The following is a 17,445-nucleotide window of genomic DNA, read 5'->3' on the forward strand; positions in this document are numbered from 1 at the left end:
TCACGGCTCCTCCGAATCCGGCGCGGCCCCGGCCGACAGCAGTCTCTCCGCCAGTACGCGACAGCGCCGCCGGAGCTCCGGAGGGGCGAGCACCTCGAAGTCGTGCCCCAGCAGGACCACGTGCATGAGCACGAAGTCGAGGCTGCCGGCGCCGCTGAGCACCTCGCAGCGCTCGCTCCCGCGCCGCCGTACGACGGCCGCCGACGCCGGAATCTGCGCGCGCACCGTGTCGGCCGACGCGTGCACGAGGAACCGCGCCTGATGCGGGTAGACCCGGCTCGCCACGCTCTCCTGCACGTACGTCGCGGCGTCGGGCACCGTACGCGGGCGGAAGCGCCAGGTCCGTGCCGACACGTCGGTCATGCGGTCGACGCGGAAGCTGCGCCAGTCGTCGCGGTCGAGGTCGTAGGCGAGGAGGTACCAGCGCCGGTCGGACGCGACCAGGCGGTAGGGCTCGACCCGCCGCCGGCGCACCTCGCCCCCGGACGGGTAGTGGAAGCCGGCCTCGACCTCGTCGCGGCACGCCCTGGCCAGCGTCATGAGCACCTCGGAGTCGACCGGCGCGCGGCCTCCGCCGAACGACTCGACGGATCCGGCGAGCGCTCGCACCTCATGGCGCAACCGGGTGGGCAGCACCCGATCGAGCTTGGTCAGCGCCCGCAGTGCGGCGTCGCCGGCACCGGCGACCGCACCGCCGGCCCCGGCGAGCAGGGAGACCGCGGTGGCGATCGCCTCCTCGTCGTCGAGAAGCAACGGCGGCAGGTCCTGCCCCGGGCCGAGCCGGTAGCCGCCGCCGACGCCCTGACCGGCGTGCACCGGATAGCCGAGCGCGCGGAGCCGCTCGACGTCGCGCCGTACCGTGCGCGGCGTGACCCCGAGCCGGGAGGCGAGCTCGGGGCCGGTCCACACCTGGCGCTGCTGCAGCAGCCCGAGCAGGGTGAGCACCCGCTCCGTCGTCCCCCGCTCACCGCCGCTCGACCCGCCCATGTCGCCCACCCTGCCAGATAGCGGACCGATCCTGTCCGCTTGGGACACCAGGGTGATGCCGAGGCCCGCGGAGCGGCCTCGGTCCTCACACGGACCCGGAACCTCCCAGGGGAGACTCATGACGACGAAGACGACCCACCTCGACCCCGAAGAACTCCACCGCAGCCCCGCCTTCGCGCAGGGCGTAATCGCACCCGCCGGCCGGACCCTCTACGTCGGCGGACAACTCGGCACCGACGGCGCCGGGCGACTGCTCGACGGCATCGAGGCGCAGACCGCTCAGGCGATGCGGAACGTGCTGACCGTGCTCGCCGCCGCGGGCACCGGACCCGAGCATGTCGTCAAGCTCACCATCTACCTCGTCGACGGGGTCGACGCCCAGGTGGGCTACGCGGCGTCGCGCTCGATTTGGGGCGATCACCGCACGGCCGTCACGGTCGTCTCCACCGCGGGACACGCTCGCCCCGGCGCGCTCGTGGAGATCGACGCCGTAGCGATCATCCCCGAATAGGACGTGCACACGGCCGAGGTGGCCTGTGGCGACGATGTGAGCCGTACCGGCGTCCTTGGTCCGGGAGGAGTTGGCGAGATCCTTGCGGCCGGTGGCGAAAGGCGTGGCGAGATCCTTGCTCACATTGTCCTTCAGGCCACTGTCGGCCTCGTACTCGCCTGCCGACCATGGAGGGCGAGACGAGAGGAGCCTCCATGACTCGCATCGCCGTCAACGGATTCGGCCGCATCGGACGCAACACCCTCCGCGCCCTGCTGGAGCGGGGAAGCGACCTCGACGTGGTCGCCGTCAACGACCTCACCGCCCCCGAGACCCTCGCGCACCTGCTCAAGTACGACAGCGCGTTCGGCCGCCTCGACCGCCCGGTCGAGGTCGACGGGACCGACCTCGTGGTCGACGGCCGCCGCATCACGGTCCTCGCCGAACGCGAGCCCGCCAAGCTGCCGTGGGCCGAGCTCGGCGTCGACATCGTGCTCGAGTCCACCGGCCGCTTCACCAAGGGAGGTGCGGCCCGCGCGCACCTCGACGCCGGCGCCAGGCGTGTACTGGTGAGCGCCCCCGCCGACGGCGCCGACGTCACGCTCGCCTACGGCGTGAACACCGACACCTACATCCCCGGCGAGCACGTGATCGTCTCCAACGCCTCGTGCACCACCAACGCGCTGGCCCCGCTGGCCTCCGTGCTGGACGACCTGGCCGGCATCGAGCACGGCTTCATGACCACGGTGCACGCCTACACCCAGGAGCAGAACCTCCAGGACGGGCCGCACCGGGACCTGCGCCGCGCCCGCGCCGCCGGCGTGAACATCGCGCCCACCACCACCGGCGCCGCCAAGGCCATCGGCAAGGTGCTGCCCAACCTCGACGGCAAGCTGTCCGGCGACTCGATCCGCGTACCGGTCCCGGTCGGTTCCATCGTGGAACTGAACACCACGGTGTCCCGCGAGGTCACCCGCGACGAAGTGCTCGCGGCCTACCGCGCCGCCGCCGACGGCGCGCTGAAGGGCATCCTCGAGTACGAGGACGATCCGGTGGTCTCCAGCGACATCGTCGGCCGGCCGGCGTCGTCCGTCTTCGACGCCGCCCTCACCCGCGTCGACGGCCGGCACGTCAAGGTGGTGGCCTGGTACGACAACGAGTGGGGCTTCTCGAACCGCGTGGTCGACACGCTCGAACTGCTCGCCCGCGGCTGACCGCCGCTGAGAGCACGCCCGTGACCGCCAGGTCCCGCGATACTCAGGAGATGAACCTGCGCCCGGAACTGCTTCCGCCGGCGACCGACCAGGAGCGCCTGGCGGAGATCGGCGAGGAGATCGAGCGGATCGCGGACCTGGCGCGTCGAGGCCGGCGGTCTGCGGCCGACGAGGCGATCGCCGCCTTCAACGCCAGGACGGGACACGACTACGCGCTCCACGACTTCGTCGAGTACTGCGGTTCGCGGAGCCTGGAGGAGTTCGCGCGGGAGGCCGCCCGCCCGGCGTGGCCGCGGATCCCCGACATCACCCGGCCGGAGCTCGTCGAGATCGTCCGCAGGATCCTCGCCGCAGACCGGGAGACGGACTTCTACCTCGAGTTGTTCCAATGCAACACACCGCACCCCGGGGCGAGCGACCTGATCTTCAACCCACCGGCGGACCTCGACGGCGGCTCCGCCGAGGCCATCGTCGACGCGGCCCTGTCCTACCGCGCGATCGCATTGTGAGCCCAGGTCAGGGATGAAGTGAGAGCCGCTTGAGGATCTTGTCCACGGCGTTCTTCGGGCCGTGCAGGGCCAGGCCCACGAGGGGCAGGTCGTCGGCGGCCCTGGCCCGTACGACGGCGCGGTTGTCCTCGTCGTGGCCCGTCTTGAACATCTCCTCGGTGTACACGCCGACGCGAAGGTCGCGGCCGAGCGCACGCTCGTGGACACGGGCCAGACCCTCGGCGTCCGCTACGTAGACGAGCACCGGCTGGCGGAAGGTCGGCAGGTAGGTGTTGCCGGAGCCGTCCTCGTACGGCTCGCCGATCAACTCGGGAAAGCCGGCGGCCACCCCGCCCGCCAGGAACGCGGTCACGTTGAGCCGCTGCCAGGCCGCGAGGTCGTCCCGCACGACAATGCCGATCTTGGTGTCGAAACGCATGGCGTACAGGCTGGGGTACGGACCCGCGCACCGTCTTGAACGCTCGTGCGGCAGGAAGGCGAGAATCGAGGCATGACGCGCGACTGGTCCCGCTACTGGCAGTCCGCCGAGGCGCCACTGGAGGCGATGCACGCCCACTTCGTGCGGCACGTCTACCACCGGCACAGCCACGAGGGGTACTCCTTCGGGGTCACCGACGAGGGCGCCCAGGCGTTCTCCTGCCGGGGAGGGTCGCACACCAGCGCGACCGGAATGGTGATGGCGTTCAACCCGGAGGACCCGCACGACGGCCGGGCCGCCGACGAGATGGGCTTCACCTACCGGATGGTGCACATCGGCCCCGAGCTGGTCACCGGCGTGCTCGCCGACGTGACCGGCCGACGGGCCGGTCTGCCGCTGTTCCGCGAGCCGGTGGTGGACGACGCCGTCCTGGCGCGGAACCTGCGGGCCCTGCACTCCGCGCTGCTCGGCGGGGCGAGCGCCCTGCGGCGCGACGAGCTGCTGGCCGCGACGGTCGCCTCGGTCGTACGGCGGGCGGCCGCGTCCGGTGGCCGGCCCGCCCCCGCGCCGACCGGCGCGAGGCTCGTCGCCGCACGCGCCCGCGAGGTGATCCACGACGCCTACCTGGAGGACCTCACCGCCGAGGAGCTGGCCACCGCGGCCGGGCACACGCGGTTCGGGGTCTACCGGGCGTTCCGGGCGACGTACGGGATGGCGCCCAGCGACTACCAGCGGCAGCTGCGGCTCCGGGAGGCACGACGGCTGATCGCCCTCGGCCGGCCCCTCGCCGACGTCGCGGCGCACACCGGCTTCGCCGACCAGAGCCACCTGACCCGCTGGTTCGTCCGCTGGTACGGCATCACCCCGGGCCGCTACCGCCGCGCGTCACGACCCACCCCGCACTGACCGAAAGCCCGCCGCTTTTCCGTCGCCGCGGACTCCTGACCGCCCGGTACACCCCCTTATAGGACGTCAAGAGCAACCGCGAAGGCGTACCGGATCGGTCATAGGGGAAGAGCTTCAACAAGCGCCGGCAACTGGCGCGCTACGCGGCGGCGCTGTGGCTCTTCCTGGAGTGCCCGGTGACGGTTCTGTGCGTCTGCCCTGACGCGGGGGCGGCCGCCTACTACGCCGAGCCGGTCTCCACCGCGCTGCCCGGCTATACCTTCCAGGCCGTGGTGCTGGGACCGGACCAGGTCCCTGCCATCACCGACCAGAAGGAGGCGGCGGCCCATCCCGAGCTTGCCGCACTGGCGGTGATGATGCACGGGATGCACAAACCGGTGGTGAAGACGTTCGTCACGGCGGTCGCCGTACCCGGCACCCCCGGCTACGCTCCGCATTACTATGAATACACATACGCGATGGCCGCGCCGGCGATCAAACGGATCATGGAGGAAGTCGTGTCCGAGACCTGGCCCGTCTACAGCCCCTTCGCCCGCGAACACTTCGGCCGCGGCAAAGCGGAAGGCAAAGCGGAAGGGGAAGCCGACGCCCTCTTGACGGTCCTGGAGACCCGAGGCATCGAGGTGCCCCAGACCACCCGAGCCCGCATCACCAACTGCACGGACGTCGAAGAGCTCAAAGCCTGGCTCAAGCGCGCCGTGGTGGCACGCTCCGCCGATGAGGTCTTCGGCTGACCTTTAGGGACGAACGGAGCGCAGGCTCGTCATCGGCGCAGTGCGCGGGCGAGGCCGTCCAGGTGGCGGGCGATCGGGCCGACCGTGAGCAGGCCGCTGCCCGCCCCCGCCAGCTCCGTCGCGGCGGGGCGCAGCGCCGCGTACGCCCGTTCCATCGCCGGCCGGTCGTCCAGGGCGACGGCCGCACGGGCGATCAGGCACCACAGGGCCTCCAGCAGCAGGTCGCGCGGCGGGTCCGGGGCCTCGCGCAGCGCGGCGGCGGCCGCGTCCCGGTGCCCTTCCGCGAGCAGCACCAGAGGCCGGGTCCAGGGTTCGTACGGCCCGAAGCCGGCCGGGTCACCGGGCCGGGGCGGCATCCCGTGCCGCACGCGCAGGCACAGCAGCGCCAGTGGCAGTAGCCCCTGCTCCAGCCCCGGCATGCCGGAGCCGGGCAGGAGGGTCGCGGCGTCCCGGTACGCCGCCTCCGCCTCGGCCGCGGATTCGGTCCCAGCGTCGGTCGCGGACACGGTTCCCGCGTCGGCCGCCGAGCCGGTCTCGGCCAGCCGCAGTGCGGCGTACCACCGGGTGAACACGTCGACCAGCGGACGCTCGTGGCGTTCGGCCAGGCGGTCGGCGGCCGCCGCGTGCTCGTCCGCACCCGCGAAGTCCGCGAGGGCGCTCCGGGCCTGGAGGCGGATGAGGTGACCGAGGATCTCGAACGCCGGCAGGCCGTGCCGGACGGACAGGGTCACCAGCTCGGCGCCGATCGCGTCACGGCGCGGTGCCAGGCCGGCGCGCTCGAAGCTCTGCATGAACACGGCGTTCAGGGCGAACGCCAGCAGCGTCGGGTCGTCCAGACGCCGGGCGATCTCCTCCGCCTGCCGGGCGGCGCGCGGACCGCGGTCCTCGTGCGTGCCGCGCGACTCGAGGGCGATCGTGGCCAGCAGCCGGGCGCGGGCGGCGTCCTGTCCGGTCTGCGGCAGGGCGGCCAGGGTGCGCTCGGCCGCCGCGACCACCCGGGCGGCCTGCTCGGGATCGTCGACGCGCGTCCAGACGGCGGGGACGTCGTACGCGCCGATCACCCGCGCGGTCAGCTCCGCGTCGCCGAGCTCCTCGGCCGCCTCGATGGCCGCGACCCGGTGTCGGCGGGCCTCCGCCAGGCCGCCGCCCCCGGTCATCGCCAGGTCGCGCAGCAGGCCCACCGTCGACTCCAGCCGGGCCCGCGCTCCGGACGGCACGGCCCGGTCGTACGCGGCGGCCGTCTCCGCCCAGACCCGCCCCGCCGTACCGCCCGGCGCCGGGTCGAGATGGGCGGCGTGGCCGAGGATGTCCGCCTCCAGGCCGCGCAGGGCCGGGCCCGGATCCAGTCCCAGCTCCTCGACGAGCAGGGTGCGCGCCCGGCGCAGCACGGTGAGCGCGTCGCCCTGCCGGCCGGTGCGGTACAGCGCCAGGGCCAGCAGCCGCCAGGCGTGCTCCCGCCAGGGATGCTCGGCCACGTGCGCGTCGAGGTCCGGCACCGTCTCAGCGGCCCGCCCCAGCTCCAGGCGGACCTCGGCCCGGCGTTCGAGCGCGTGCAGCCGCAGCTCCGCGAGGCGGGAACGCTCCGCGCGGGCCCACGGTTCGTCGGCGAACTCCGCGTACGCGGGTCCGCGCCACCACCCCAGCGCCTCGTCCAGCCGGGCGAGCGCCTCCTCGGGCGGGAGCGTGGCGGCGGCGGTGACCGCCCGCTCGAACCGCCAGGCGTCCACCGCGTCCGGCTCGGCGCGCAGCGCGTATCCGGGGCCCTCGGTGACGAGCAGCCGGGCCGGGGCGCGCGGCGGCCGGTCCGGCTCCAGGCCGCGGCGGAGGGCGGCCACGAACGTACGGACCGCGCCGACGGCGTCCGAGGGCGGGTCGTCCGCCCACAGGTCGTCGACCAGCCGGGTGACGGAGACGACCCGGCCGCGAGCCATGATCAGCCGGGCCAGCACCGCCCGGTGCCGCGGTCCCTTCAGGTCGATCGCGTCCCCGCCGGGACCCCACGCCATGACGGAGCCCAGCACCCCGAAGACGACGCGCACGATCGGCCTCCTTCCCCCTTTCGGTCACGGTAGCGCGCTCATCGGATGCTCATTCGGGCCCGGCAGGCTGGTCGTGTTCCCAACCTCCAAGGAGAAGACCATGACGTCCGTCATTCCCGGATTCGACTACCGGCGCGTGCCCGTCGCGGACGGCGTGTCCCTGCACACGGCCGTCGGCGGCTCGGGACCCGCGATCGTGCTGCTGCACGGATTCCCCGAGACCCACCTGATGTGGCGGCACGTCGCCGCCGACCTCGCCGCCGACCACACCGTCATCTGCCCCGACCTGCGGGGCTACGGCGCGAGCGACAAGCCGGCCGAGACCGACACCGACACGTATTCCAAGCGGACGATGGCCGCCGACGTCGTCGCCCTGGCCCGCGCGCTGGGGCACGAGAGGTTCGCGCTGGCCGGGCACGACCGCGGTGCGCTGGTCGCGTTCCGCGCCGGCCTGGACCACCCGGACGCGGTGACCCACCTGGCCTGCCTGGACGTGCTGCCGACCCTGGACATGTGGGACGTGATGCACGGCGTCACGGCCGCCGTCGGCTTCCACCTGTATCTCATGGCCCAGCCGCCCGGCCTGCCCGAGAAGCTGATCGCGGGCAGCCCGGACGCGTTCTTCGGCCACTTCCTCGACCTCTGGGCCAACGACCCGGAGGCGATCCCCGCCGAGGTCCGCGCGGAGTACCTGGCGGCCTGCCGCAGCGCGGTGCCCTCCATCGTGGCCGACTACCGCGCCTCCGCCGGTGTCGACGTCCAGCACGACGAGGCGGACCGCGCCGCCGGGCGACACCTGACGATGCCGGTGACCGTGCTCCAGCAGGACTGGGGCGCCGCCCTCGGCTATGACGCCGCCGCGGTCTGGCGCGCCTGGGCGCCCGACCTGCACCACGCCACGATGACCTGCGGCCACTTCATGGCCGAGGAGGCCCCGGCGGACATCGCCAAGGCCCTCCGCGACCTCCTCGCTCGGTGAGCGACGCGTCCGGTCAGACGCGGTCGGCGGCGATCAGCAGGTACTGGAAGCTGCCGCCGGTGTAGGCGTCGAGGAAGGCGCTCTCGATGCCGGTGGCCAGGCCGGACCGGGAGCGCAGCCGCCAGTAGGGGATGGTCGCGGCGGTGAGGTCGACCACGCTGACCGGGACGAGGCGGTTCGCGGCCATCTCCTTGAAGTAGGTGCTGCGCGGGTGGATGTCGCAGATGTAGTGCGCGTTGATCTGGCTGACGGCCCGGGACGGCAGCCCGTACGCGTCGTTGTAGCAGCCGGTGATGGTGACGTACCGGCCGCCGCGGCGGAGCAGCCGGGAGTGCTCGGCGAACAGGGGGCCGAGTTCGACGTACATGGTGGACTCGTTGTTCCAGATCGCCCGGAACGCGCCCGTCGGGAAGCCGGTGTCGAGCATGTTGCGCAGGTGGAAGCGCACCGAGCCGTCGACGCCGCGCCGCTTGGCCTGCTCGTTGGCGAAGTCGACCTGCGACTGGGAGATCGAGACGCCGTCGACCCGGCAGCCGAACCGGGCCGCGGCCACGAGGCTGGACCCGCCGCGCCCGCAGCCGGCGTCCAGCAGCCGGTCCTCCGGCTCGACGGCGCCGAGGTGGTCGAGGAGGAAGTCGGCCTGCGCGGACTCCAGGCGGTGCAGCTCCTCGACGATCCGTGTCTCACGGGCCTCGGGCGGGCTCTGCAGCACCGACCAGTCGACGTCGCCGATCCCGTAGTGGTGGTGGTAGATGCCGTCCACCTCGCCCAGGCGGAGGTTGACCGGGTTGCGTTCGGTGTTCCAGTAGTCGGCGACCGCCCGTTGGTACGGGCTGGCGACGACTGCGGAGTCGTCGAGGGCGGAGTCGTGGACGGACGTCATGCCGGCCTCCTTCGTACGTTCCTCTTCGGGGGGTACCGGACCGGCGCGCCGAGGGCACGCCGGTCCGTGGTGACCGCGTGATCCGGACCAGCGGTCGCCGGGTCACGCGGTCGGATCAGCGGTAGCGGCTACTCGTGCTGTGCCAGTGGAAGCCGCCGCCCATCCAGGCCTGCGCGCCGCGCAGGAACCGTTGCAGCTCGGCCGACGGCACGACGGCGAGCCGCTCCTGCGCGGACTGGAAGTCCCGGACCAACCCGTTGTGCAGGCGGACGCAGGTCTCGATCGCCTCGCGCAGTGAGCAGTCACGCTCGGCGGCGACCAGCAGGACGAGGTTGTCCGACTGGCCGTCCGCCGCCTCCCGGGCGGCCGAGTGCAGGTCGTTGACGATGACGGCGGCCGTGCCCGCCTGCATCACGGCACGGTGCACCTCCGGCGCGTAGAACAGCTCGCCCGGAAGGCGGTAACCGCCGACCACGTCGATCAACGTCATCGACGTGTAGAAACTGTCGTGCTGCCGGGCGGCGAGATAGCGCCAGGCGGGAGGCAGCCCCCCGCTGAAGCGCCAGGCCGCGTACGCCGTCCAGCTCACGTACATCTGGAACGTGGTGTTGCAGACCCGCATGACCTGCTCGGGAGTGGCGTGGCGCCGGAGGTGGCCGGTGGCCGAGGCGAGCGCCACCAGCACCGGATCGGCCTGGACCGCCTCCTCCAGCGGCCCGGTGAACTCGGCCGCGGGCGGCGGCGGGTCCATGGCCGACATGACCAGCGCCAGCCGCGGGGGCAGCTCGATCGGAGTGGCCCCCAGGGCGCTCTCGTCGGCGTAGTAGTCGTCGCTCGCCCACCACGCGGCGTTCATCTGGGCGGCGAGGAGCAGCCGGTCGGGGTCGTCGGTGTCGGGATGGGCGAGCATGGCGAGCCGGCCGAACCCGGTGCTGCGGAACGCCTCCAGGCGATCGGCGTAGATGCCGGTCTCCTCGGCCCACGCGACGAGGGCCTCGTTGACCAGGTGCCCGAGCCCCTCGTCGTCCCGTACCGTCTCCGGGCAGTACAGCGGCGGGTAGGACCCGTCGCCCCACTGCCGTTCGGTGTACCCCGGCACGGCGCCCCGGACGTCCTCGCCCGGGCAGGGGAGCGTGAGCCGCTCCGGCTCGGGCGGATCGGCGGGCGGGGCCACGCCCGTCTCCGCGGTGCTCGGCGGGTCCGCGAGGAGGGGTGGCTCCGCGCGGGCAGCCGGCCGAAGCGCGCCCATCAGGTTGGCCGCGGACGTGCCCAGCCCGGTCGGGCGGATCGGCAGGTCGTGTGACACGTGCGCTCCTGGGAGATCTCGGACGTACGGGCCGGCGGTGGTGACCGCCCAGATCACGAGCCCGGAGCCGCGACCTCGACGTTCTCCAGGGCGCCGAGCGCGTCCGGGACCAGGACGGCGGCCGAGAAGTACGTGCTGACCAGGTACGACGTGATGGCCTTCTCGTCGATGCCCATGAAGCGGACGTTCAGCCCCGGCTCGTACTCGTCCGGGATGCCCGTCTGGCGCAGGCCGACCACGCCCTGGTCGTCCTCTCCCGTGCGCATGGCGAGGATGGAGGAGGTGTGCCCGTCGATGACCGGGATCTTGTTGCACGGGAAGATCGGAATGCCGCGCCAGGCGGGGATCCGTCCGCCGTCCCGCTCGATGGGGTCCGGATAGAGACCGCGCCGGTTGCACTCGCGCAGGAACGCCGCGATCGCCTTCGGATGGGCGAGGAACAGGCGGGTGCTGCGGCGGCGGGACAGCAGCTCGTCCAGGTCGTCGGGGGTCGGGGGGCCCGACCGGGTCTGCATCCGCTGGGAGTAGTCGACGTTGTGCAGCAGCCCGAAGTCGGGGTTGTTCACCATCTCGTGCTCCTGCCGCTCGCGCAGGGCCTCGATGGTCAGCCGGATCTGCTGCTCCAGCTGGTTCATCGGCTCGTTGAACAGGTCGGTGACCCGGGTGTGCACCTTCAGTACGGTCTGCGCGACGCCCAGCTCGTACTCGCGCGGGGCGAGCTCGTAGTCGGCGTACGTCGTCGGCAGGTCCAGCTCGCCCGTGTGACCGGAGAGCAGGGCGATCTCCGCCTCGCCCTTACGGTTCTGCGGCGCCCGCAGCGCCGCCTGGTACCGCGCGACGTGTGCGGCGAGCGTCTCGGACCGCTCGAGCATGGCCTGGAAGTCCTGGCGGGAGAGCACCAGTAGCGAGCACGTCGTCATGGCGACGACCGTGTGGTCCCAGGTGAAATCCGGATCCGTCAGCGCTCCGGGGAAGAGGTAGCCGCCGTCGCCCACCGGGGCGTGCGCCGCCGGCGTGTCGAACGGCCCCGCGCTCAGCCGGTCCACCTTCCCGTGCGCGACCACGAACAGCCGATCACCGGGCTGGCCGCGCTCGACGAGCGTCTCTCCGGCCGCCGCCTCCCGCAGCATGAACCGGCCGGCCAGCTCGGCGAGCACCTCATCGTCGGGGAACCCGCCGAGCAGCGGGATCTCCCGCAGGCTGGGCGGGAGGATCTGGGCGCGGTTCTCGCTGCCGGTGACGGCGACCCGGCCGCCGCCCACCTTGTAGGTCAGCCGCCGGTTGACCCGGTAGTGCCCACCGGACACCTCGACCCACGGCAGGACCCGCAGCAGCCAGCGCGAGCTGATCGCCTGCATCTGGGGCGGGGTCTTGGTCGTCGTCGTAAGGTTCCGCGCCGCCGCCGTACTGAGGCTCCGCTGATACTGCTCTTCCGCGGTCTCGTCGGTGGACACCGGCTCCTGCCACGAGGATGACGTCAAACCGAGACCTCCCTTTTCCGCGCGCGACAGTGCGCTGAGACGGAGAATTGACCTCGCACAGATGATCACTTTAGGTGATCGATCCGATACGGATCGTATGGTCGGTCTCTCTCGGCCGGACACCCCCCGCGCGCGACAGCCTTCCCTTACCGCCGCCGTACGCGAATGTCGCCGACCGCTATCGGTCAGGCACTCACGGTCAGAAAATCCGCCGGTGGGTCAGCCGGCAGGGAACAGGCGGGTGCGCCAGGACGCCAGTTCGGTGGTGGCGGCGGCGCGCTGGTCCGCGGTGACCGGGGTGCCGCTCGCCGTGTTCACGACCAGGGCGACGTGGATGCCGGCGGGCGCGGTGAGGACGAGCCGGTGGGCCGTGGTCGAGCCGGTCTCGTCGGCCACCTTGACGGCTCCGGAGGAGGGGACGCCGGTGACCGTGCCGAGGTCGCTGACGACGGTGGTGCCCGCCGGGGCGAACGACCGGGGCAGGTGCAGCTCGGTGGCGGCGCCGCCCGACGTCCCGCGCCAGACGAGCACGCCGTACTGGCGGTCCTGGACGAGGGCGGCGAGGTTCGGCAGCGAGGACGGGACGGTCAGCCAGGCCTGCCGCCGCCCGGCACCGTCGGGAGCCAGGTCCTCGTACGCGAAGGCGAGCGCGTCGCCGGCCACGGCGGAGGGGTACAGCCGGTCCAGGACGCGCGGGTCGAGCCGTAGGGCGGCGTTCCCGGCGGTGTCGGTGTTCACGACGGAGAAGTCCTCGCCGTTCCACCCGTCCCCGGCGGTCTGCACCTTGTCGGGGTTGCCGTTCATCAACTCGTGGTGGTTCCCGCTGTAGACGTCCCAGTGCCACTGGGTTCCCGACAGGACCGGGCCGCCGCTCGCGGCGGAGTCCCACCAGTTCCTGCCGGCCACGCCGTAGTCCATGGCCTGGTACATCGCGCGGACCATCCACGGCGTGCGGTCGCTGCCCGTCCCGGACAGCCTGTTGCCGAACTCCGAAACGAGCGGAGCGGTCCTCAGGTCCGTGGCCCGCTGCCGGATCTCGTTCATCGCGGTGTCGTACGTGCCGTCGCCGGCGGGCGTCGGGTCGACGGTGATCCGGGCACCGTCGTAGTAGTGGCTGTTGAACGCCATCCGGGTGCCCAGCGGGCCCGCCGACGACAGGCCGCCCTGCTCGAAGAACCCGGTGTTCCAGAAGACCAGCGGCTCGACGAAGGCCGTCTTGTCCGCCCACCCCGCGTCGTCCATCGCCGTACGGAACCGCTGATAGAAGGGCAGGAGGTAGGTCTTCTCCCAGTCCAGGCCGGTCTGTCCGTCCAGCCCGCCGTCGAAGGGCTCGTTGAACGGGTCGACGCCGACGATGTCCCCGAACGCCTGCGCCGGCAGCTTCTGCCGCAGGTACGTCATGGCGGCGGAGGCCTGAGCGAGGAAGGCGTCCTGCACACCCACCGGCCCGCTCGCCGTGGTCAGCGTACGGTCGTGCCAGAAGTCGTGGGCCGCCTGCCGTACGGCGGTGTTGGTCTGCATGTTCTGGCCCCACACGAGGCAGATCCCGCAGGACTCCTCGGGGTAGTTCCCGGCCTTGATCACCCAGTCGGGGGCGCCGTCGCCGGTGTACCAGCTGCCGCTGTTGAACAGGTGCGAGGAGTACAGGTCCTGGTGGTAGTCGAGCAGGACGCGGAACCCGCGGTCGGTGAAGGCCGTGATCTGCTGGATCGCCTTGTCCAGGTAGGACTGGTCGATCCGGTCGGGCGCGGGCTGCACGCCCTCCCAGCTGATCAGGAACCGGACGGCGTTCGCGCCGGTCAGGTCCCGCATCGCCTGCGCCGACCTGGCCGCGTCGGCCGTGCTGCGGAACGGCAGCAGGCCGTTCTCCTGCAGCTTCGCGCTGCCGGAGACGTTGAAGCCGCGCAGGGTCACCTGGCGCCCGTCGCCGTCACGGAACACCCAGTTCCCTCCCGACGGCGCGACCACGACGGCCGGGCTCCCCACCGCCCTGGCCTGCGCCACGGGAACGGCGACGGCCGCCGCCACGGTGAGGGTCACGGTGAGCGCTTTTCCGGCACGAACCGACGCGAAGGACACCCGGGGCATGGCGCGCGACCCTTTCTGGCAGGCGGGGCCTTCCACTGTCCGACGACCGCCGCGCCTCGGCAATGGCCGTCCTGATAGGTTCTCTCGCCCGATGCGCTCAAATCCGCGCAAATCCGGACTGAACAGGTGAAAACATGAGGACGCGTACGTTGGCGGTCGGAGTGCTGTGTTCCGGCCTCGTGCTGGCCGGATGCTCGGGAGGCTCCGGGGACTCCGGCGACAAGGGGTCCAAGTCGGCGACGGCCCGCAAGACCAAGGCGGCCGCGGCGCCGGAACTGCCGGCCGGCTTCCGGAGGATCGGCGGTACGAAGAACGGCTTCACGGCCGGCGTGCCGAAGAGCTGGAAACCGTTGAACCTCAACGAGCTGTCCAAGGCCCGCGCGGCTCTCGTGAAGAGCGGCACCTCGCCGGCCGCCGCCAAGCAGATGATCACGACCCTGAAGGCGAACAACGCCGTCCTCGTGCTCGACCCGAAGTCGGCGCAGACCGTGCGGTTCGCCGCCAACCTCAACGGGTTCTGCCAGGCGGGCACCGCCCCCTCCGCGGCACAGTCGAAGGCGCAGCTGCAGCAGATCGGCGGTCAGCACATCGTCTCCCAGAACGTCACCGTCGGCGGCCAGTCCGGGCACAAGACGACCTACTACCGCAAGGTGGGGACCGTCATGACGGTCGGCGTGCAGTACCAGATCACCGGCGACAGCGGGAAGGTCTGCTTCATCACGATGACCGCCAAGAAGGGGACGAAGACGCCGTTCAGCGCCATCGGCGCGACCATCCACGCGCTCTGACGGAGGGGGTTCGCCGCCCCGCGGGCGTTCGTCAGGGCTCGCCGAACTCGGCGACGACGGCGGCGGTGTGCTCGCCGAGGGCCGGGACGGCCCCCATGCGCGGCTCGCGGCCGGCCACCGTCACCGGCGGGAGGAGGGCGTCGAGCGGTCCCATCGGGGACCCGACCCGCCGCCACCGGTCCCGCGCGGCGAGCTGCGGATGCGCGGCGAACTCCTCCATCGTGCGCAGCCGGGCGTTTGCGATACCGGCCTCGTCGAGCCGGCGGACCGCCTCCTCGGCGGTCGCGTCGGCGAACGCCTCCTCGATGAGGGCGGTCAGCTCCTCCCGGTGCTCGACCCGCAGCGAGTTGCGGGTGAAGCGCTCGTCCGTCGCGAGCTCGGGCCGGCGCAGGACGTGCTCACACAGCGCGGCCCACTCGCGTTCGTTCTGCACCCCGACGAAGACCTGCCCGCCGTCCCCCGTCCGGTGCGGTCCGTACGGCGCGATCGTCGAGTGCTCCGCACCCGTACGCGGCGGGGCCGCGCCGCCGTACGCGGCGTAGTAGTACGGGTAGCCCATCCACTCGCCCAGCGCCTCGAGCATGGCGACCGACAGGTCCGTACCCTCTCCGGTGCGCTCCCGCTCGTACAGCGCGGTGAGAATGCCGCTGTAGGCGTACATTCCGGCGGCGATGTCGGCGACGGAGATGCCGGCCTTCACCGGCTCGCCGGGGGTCCCCGTCACGGACAGGACCCCCGTCTCGCACTGGACGAGCAGGTCGTAGGCCTTCTTGTCACGGTACGGGCCGCTGTCGCCGTACCCGGAGATGCCGCAGGTGATCAGCCGGGAATTGCGGCGGCGCAGGTCGGCGGGGACCAGGCCGAGGCGCTCGGCGGCGCCGGGGGCGAGGTTCTGCACGAGCACGTCCGCGCGGTCGGCCATCCGGTGCAGGAGCGCCCGTCCCGCCGGGTCCTTGACGTCGAGGACCACCGACTCCTTGCCGCGGTTCAGCCAGACGAAGTGGCTGGACATCCCGCGCACGGTCTCGTCGAACCCGCGGGCGAAGTCCCCGCCGCCGGGGCGTTCGATCTTGATGACGCGCGCGCCGAGGTCGGCGAGCTGCCGGGTGGCGAAGGGCGCGGCGACGGCCTGTTCGAGCGCGACGACGGTGACGCCGTCCAGCGGGAGCGCGTCCGTCATGCCTGGTCCTGCACCGGCGGGAGGGAGTCCTCGGGCGGGCGCGACACCGGCGGGTGCGGGGCGTGGTCGCGCTTGTAGACCAGCAGCGTCCGCTTGAACGAGCAGACGATGACGCCGTTCTGGTTGAAGCCCTCGGTGGCCACGGTGACGACGCCGACGTTCGGCCGGGAGCGGGACTCGCGGAGCGCGATGACCTTCGACCGCGAGTACAGCGTGTCGCCCTCGAAGACGGGCGCCGGCAGCCGTACGTCGTCCCAGCCGAGGTTCGCCATGACGTTCTGCGAGACGTCGGTGACGGACTGGCCGGTGATGAGGGCGAGGGTGAACGTGGAGTCGACCAGCGGGCGCCCGAACTCGGTCCGCGCCGCGTAGTGGTGGTCCACGTGCACCATCGCGGTGTTCTGCGTGAGCAGGGTGAACCACATGTTGTCGGTCGTCGTGACCGTCCTGCCGAGCGGGTGGTAGTAGACGTCCCCGAGCGTGAAGTCCTCGTAGTACCTGCCACGCCACGTCATGGGCACAAGTCTAGGTGGCGGCCGGAAGCGAAGATCGTACGATATGCGAGGCACTTGTCGTTGATCGGAAGCGGGCGCAGATGGTCGATTTCTCGCAGGGTCTCCCTCCGGCGTTCCTCAGCACCACCAACGCGTCGTTCCGGCAGTTGCTCGCCGAGGTCGCGCCCGAGGCGCTGCCCGCGGAACACGTCCGTGAGTCGGCCGCCGGGCTCGACCTCCCGCACGGGACCACGATCCTGGCGCTGACCTTCGAGGGCGGCGTGCTGATGGCCGGCGACCGCCGGGCCACGATGGGCAACCTCATCGCGCAGCGCGACCTGGAGAAGGTGAACTACGCCGACGAGTACTCCGCGGTCGCGTTCGCCGGGACCGTGGGCACCGCGATCGAGATGGTCCGTCTCTTCCAGTTCGAGCTGGCGCACTACGAGAAGATCGAGGGCCGGCGGCTGTCGCTCGACGGCAAGGCCCGCCGGCTGGCCGCGCTCGTCCAGGGCAACCTCGGCGCGGCCATGCAGGGGCTCGTGGTCGTCCCGTTGTTCGCGGGTTACGACCTCGACCAGGGGGCCGGCCGGATCTACTCGTTCGACGTCACCGGCGGCCCGTACGAGATGAAGGACTTCCACGCCGACGGGTCCGGCTCGCCGTACGCGCGGGGCGCGCTGAAGAAGCTGTACCGGCGCGGGATGTCCCAGGAGGACGCCGTCGTCGCGGCCGTCCAGGCGCTGTACGACGCGGCGGACGACGACTCGGCCACCGGCGGCCCGGACCTGACCCGGCGCATCTTCCCGACCGTCGCGGTCGTCACCGAGGACGGGTACCGGAGCCTGCCGGAGGACGAGGTCCGCTCGGTCGCCGAGTCGGTCGTCGCCGCCCGCCACGACTCCCCCGGCGGCCCCACCGCGCCCCTGCGCTGAACCGCCCGCGCCGG

Annotated in this window: 17 protein-coding genes; 8 read left to right on the forward strand and 9 right to left on the reverse strand. The window is 72.2% G+C overall.

Annotated elements, in window-relative coordinates; translation table 11 throughout:
• Entirely contained in the window at positions 1-987 is a 987-nt protein-coding gene (locus tag NE234_RS21390; RefSeq protein ID WP_252782245.1) for a helix-turn-helix transcriptional regulator, read from the reverse strand.
• 118 nt (positions 988-1,105) lie between these two features.
• On the opposite strand from NE234_RS21390, the gene NE234_RS21395 reads away from it, so the two are divergent.
• The 3 genes from NE234_RS21395 (at position 1,106) to NE234_RS21405 (ending at position 3,200) form a co-directional block, all read left to right on the forward strand.
• Positions 1,106-1,498: a RidA family protein gene (locus tag NE234_RS21395; protein WP_252782246.1), complete on the forward strand. Its 393-nt coding sequence runs from the start codon at positions 1,106-1,108 to the stop codon at positions 1,496-1,498.
• Positions 1,499-1,692: 194 nt separating this feature from the next.
• The gene (gap, locus tag NE234_RS21400; RefSeq protein WP_252782247.1) at positions 1,693-2,691 is read left to right on the forward strand and encodes a type I glyceraldehyde-3-phosphate dehydrogenase; all 999 of its coding nucleotides are present in this window, start codon (positions 1,693-1,695) and stop codon (positions 2,689-2,691) included.
• Between the two features lie 50 nt (positions 2,692-2,741).
• A complete protein-coding gene (locus NE234_RS21405) occupies positions 2,742-3,200 on the forward strand; it encodes a bacteriocin immunity protein (protein WP_252782248.1) in 459 nt (152 codons plus the stop codon).
• A gap of 7 nt (positions 3,201-3,207) precedes the next feature.
• Here the strand turns inward: NE234_RS21405 and NE234_RS21410 are convergent, their stop codons facing one another.
• Positions 3,208-3,618: a DUF2000 family protein gene (locus tag NE234_RS21410; protein WP_252782249.1), complete on the reverse strand. Its 411-nt coding sequence runs from the start codon at positions 3,616-3,618 to the stop codon at positions 3,208-3,210.
• Between the two features lie 72 nt (positions 3,619-3,690).
• Here NE234_RS21410 and NE234_RS21415 point away from each other — a divergent pair, with 72 nt between their 5' ends.
• Positions 3,691-4,524, forward strand: coding sequence for an AraC family transcriptional regulator (locus tag NE234_RS21415; RefSeq protein ID WP_252782250.1), 834 nt, complete (start codon positions 3,691-3,693; stop codon positions 4,522-4,524).
• Between the two features lie 176 nt (positions 4,525-4,700).
• Positions 4,701-5,258 (forward strand): hypothetical protein, encoded by a 558-nt coding sequence (locus NE234_RS21420; protein WP_252782251.1) that lies wholly within the window; start codon positions 4,701-4,703, stop codon positions 5,256-5,258.
• Between the two features lie 29 nt (positions 5,259-5,287).
• Here the strand turns inward: NE234_RS21420 and NE234_RS21425 are convergent, their stop codons facing one another.
• Positions 5,288-7,297, reverse strand: coding sequence for an AfsR/SARP family transcriptional regulator (locus tag NE234_RS21425; protein ID WP_406567041.1), 2,010 nt, complete (start codon positions 7,295-7,297; stop codon positions 5,288-5,290).
• Between the two features lie 100 nt (positions 7,298-7,397).
• On the opposite strand from NE234_RS21425, the gene NE234_RS21430 reads away from it, so the two are divergent.
• The gene (locus NE234_RS21430; protein WP_252782252.1) at positions 7,398-8,276 is read left to right on the forward strand and encodes an alpha/beta fold hydrolase; all 879 of its coding nucleotides are present in this window, start codon (positions 7,398-7,400) and stop codon (positions 8,274-8,276) included.
• A gap of 13 nt (positions 8,277-8,289) precedes the next feature.
• Here the strand turns inward: NE234_RS21430 and NE234_RS21435 are convergent, their stop codons facing one another.
• The 4 genes from NE234_RS21435 to NE234_RS21450 all read right to left on the reverse strand — a co-directional run bounded on the left by NE234_RS21435 (position 8,290) and on the right by NE234_RS21450 (position 14,034).
• Positions 8,290-9,159: a geranyl diphosphate 2-C-methyltransferase gene (locus NE234_RS21435; protein WP_252782253.1), complete on the reverse strand. Its 870-nt coding sequence runs from the start codon at positions 9,157-9,159 to the stop codon at positions 8,290-8,292.
• Between the two features lie 115 nt (positions 9,160-9,274).
• Positions 9,275-10,465, reverse strand: a complete 1,191-nt coding sequence (locus tag NE234_RS45085; protein WP_252782254.1) for a family 2 encapsulin nanocompartment cargo protein terpene cyclase — start codon at positions 10,463-10,465, stop codon at positions 9,275-9,277.
• 53 nt (positions 10,466-10,518) lie between these two features.
• Positions 10,519-11,919 carry a family 2B encapsulin nanocompartment shell protein gene (locus NE234_RS21445; RefSeq protein ID WP_252782255.1) on the reverse strand — a complete coding sequence of 467 codons (1,401 nt, stop codon included), beginning with the start codon at positions 11,917-11,919 and terminating at the stop codon, positions 10,519-10,521.
• A gap of 246 nt (positions 11,920-12,165) precedes the next feature.
• Positions 12,166-14,034 carry a cellulase family glycosylhydrolase gene (locus NE234_RS21450; protein ID WP_252782256.1) on the reverse strand — a complete coding sequence of 623 codons (1,869 nt, stop codon included), beginning with the start codon at positions 14,032-14,034 and terminating at the stop codon, positions 12,166-12,168.
• A gap of 134 nt (positions 14,035-14,168) precedes the next feature.
• Here NE234_RS21450 and NE234_RS21455 point away from each other — a divergent pair, with 134 nt between their 5' ends.
• Positions 14,169-14,822 (forward strand): hypothetical protein, encoded by a 654-nt coding sequence (locus NE234_RS21455; RefSeq protein WP_252782257.1) that lies wholly within the window; start codon positions 14,169-14,171, stop codon positions 14,820-14,822.
• A gap of 31 nt (positions 14,823-14,853) precedes the next feature.
• On the opposite strand, the gene NE234_RS21460 is transcribed toward NE234_RS21455, so the two are convergent.
• Both NE234_RS21460 and NE234_RS21465 read right to left on the reverse strand, forming a co-directional pair.
• A complete protein-coding gene (locus tag NE234_RS21460; RefSeq protein ID WP_252782258.1) occupies positions 14,854-16,002 on the reverse strand; it encodes a CaiB/BaiF CoA transferase family protein in 1,149 nt (382 codons plus the stop codon).
• Entirely contained in the window at positions 15,999-16,517 is a 519-nt protein-coding gene (locus NE234_RS21465; protein ID WP_252782259.1) for a MaoC family dehydratase, read from the reverse strand. Before NE234_RS21465 ends, NE234_RS21460 begins: the two co-directional genes overlap by 4 nt.
• An 80-nt stretch (positions 16,518-16,597) precedes the next feature.
• Between NE234_RS21465 and prcB the strand changes: the two genes are divergently transcribed.
• Positions 16,598-17,431 (forward strand): proteasome subunit beta, encoded by an 834-nt coding sequence (gene prcB, locus NE234_RS21470; protein WP_252782260.1) that lies wholly within the window; start codon positions 16,598-16,600, stop codon positions 17,429-17,431.
• Positions 17,432-17,445 lie beyond the last annotated feature (14 nt).

The organism is Actinoallomurus rhizosphaericola (assembly GCF_024055675.1).
GTDB classification, from domain to species: domain Bacteria; phylum Actinomycetota; class Actinomycetes; order Streptosporangiales; family Streptosporangiaceae; genus Actinoallomurus; species Actinoallomurus soli.

Excerpts from the sequence above, each read along its gene's own strand:
- prcB (WP_252782260.1), top strand. The coding sequence starts at position 16,598 with ATGGTCGATTTCTCGCAGGGTCTCCCTCCGGCGTTCCTCAGCACCACC.
- NE234_RS21455 (WP_252782257.1), top strand. The coding sequence starts at position 14,169 with ATGAGGACGCGTACGTTGGCGGTCGGAGTGCTGTGTTCCGGCCTCGTG.
- NE234_RS21465 (WP_252782259.1), bottom strand. The coding sequence starts at position 16,517 with ATGACGTGGCGTGGCAGGTACTACGAGGACTTCACGCTCGGGGACGTC.
- NE234_RS21460 (WP_252782258.1), bottom strand. The coding sequence starts at position 16,002 with ATGACGGACGCGCTCCCGCTGGACGGCGTCACCGTCGTCGCGCTCGAA.
- gap (WP_252782247.1), top strand. The coding sequence starts at position 1,693 with ATGACTCGCATCGCCGTCAACGGATTCGGCCGCATCGGACGCAACACC.
- NE234_RS21415 (WP_252782250.1), top strand. The coding sequence starts at position 3,691 with ATGACGCGCGACTGGTCCCGCTACTGGCAGTCCGCCGAGGCGCCACTG.
- NE234_RS21405 (WP_252782248.1), top strand. The coding sequence starts at position 2,742 with ATGAACCTGCGCCCGGAACTGCTTCCGCCGGCGACCGACCAGGAGCGC.
- NE234_RS21430 (WP_252782252.1), top strand. The coding sequence starts at position 7,398 with ATGACGTCCGTCATTCCCGGATTCGACTACCGGCGCGTGCCCGTCGCG.
- NE234_RS21410 (WP_252782249.1), bottom strand. The coding sequence starts at position 3,618 with ATGCGTTTCGACACCAAGATCGGCATTGTCGTGCGGGACGACCTCGCG.
- NE234_RS21395 (WP_252782246.1), top strand. The coding sequence starts at position 1,106 with ATGACGACGAAGACGACCCACCTCGACCCCGAAGAACTCCACCGCAGC.
- NE234_RS21435 (WP_252782253.1), bottom strand. The coding sequence starts at position 9,159 with ATGACGTCCGTCCACGACTCCGCCCTCGACGACTCCGCAGTCGTCGCC.
- NE234_RS21390 (WP_252782245.1), bottom strand. The coding sequence starts at position 987 with ATGGGCGGGTCGAGCGGCGGTGAGCGGGGGACGACGGAGCGGGTGCTC.
- NE234_RS21450 (WP_252782256.1), bottom strand. The coding sequence starts at position 14,034 with ATGCCCCGGGTGTCCTTCGCGTCGGTTCGTGCCGGAAAAGCGCTCACC.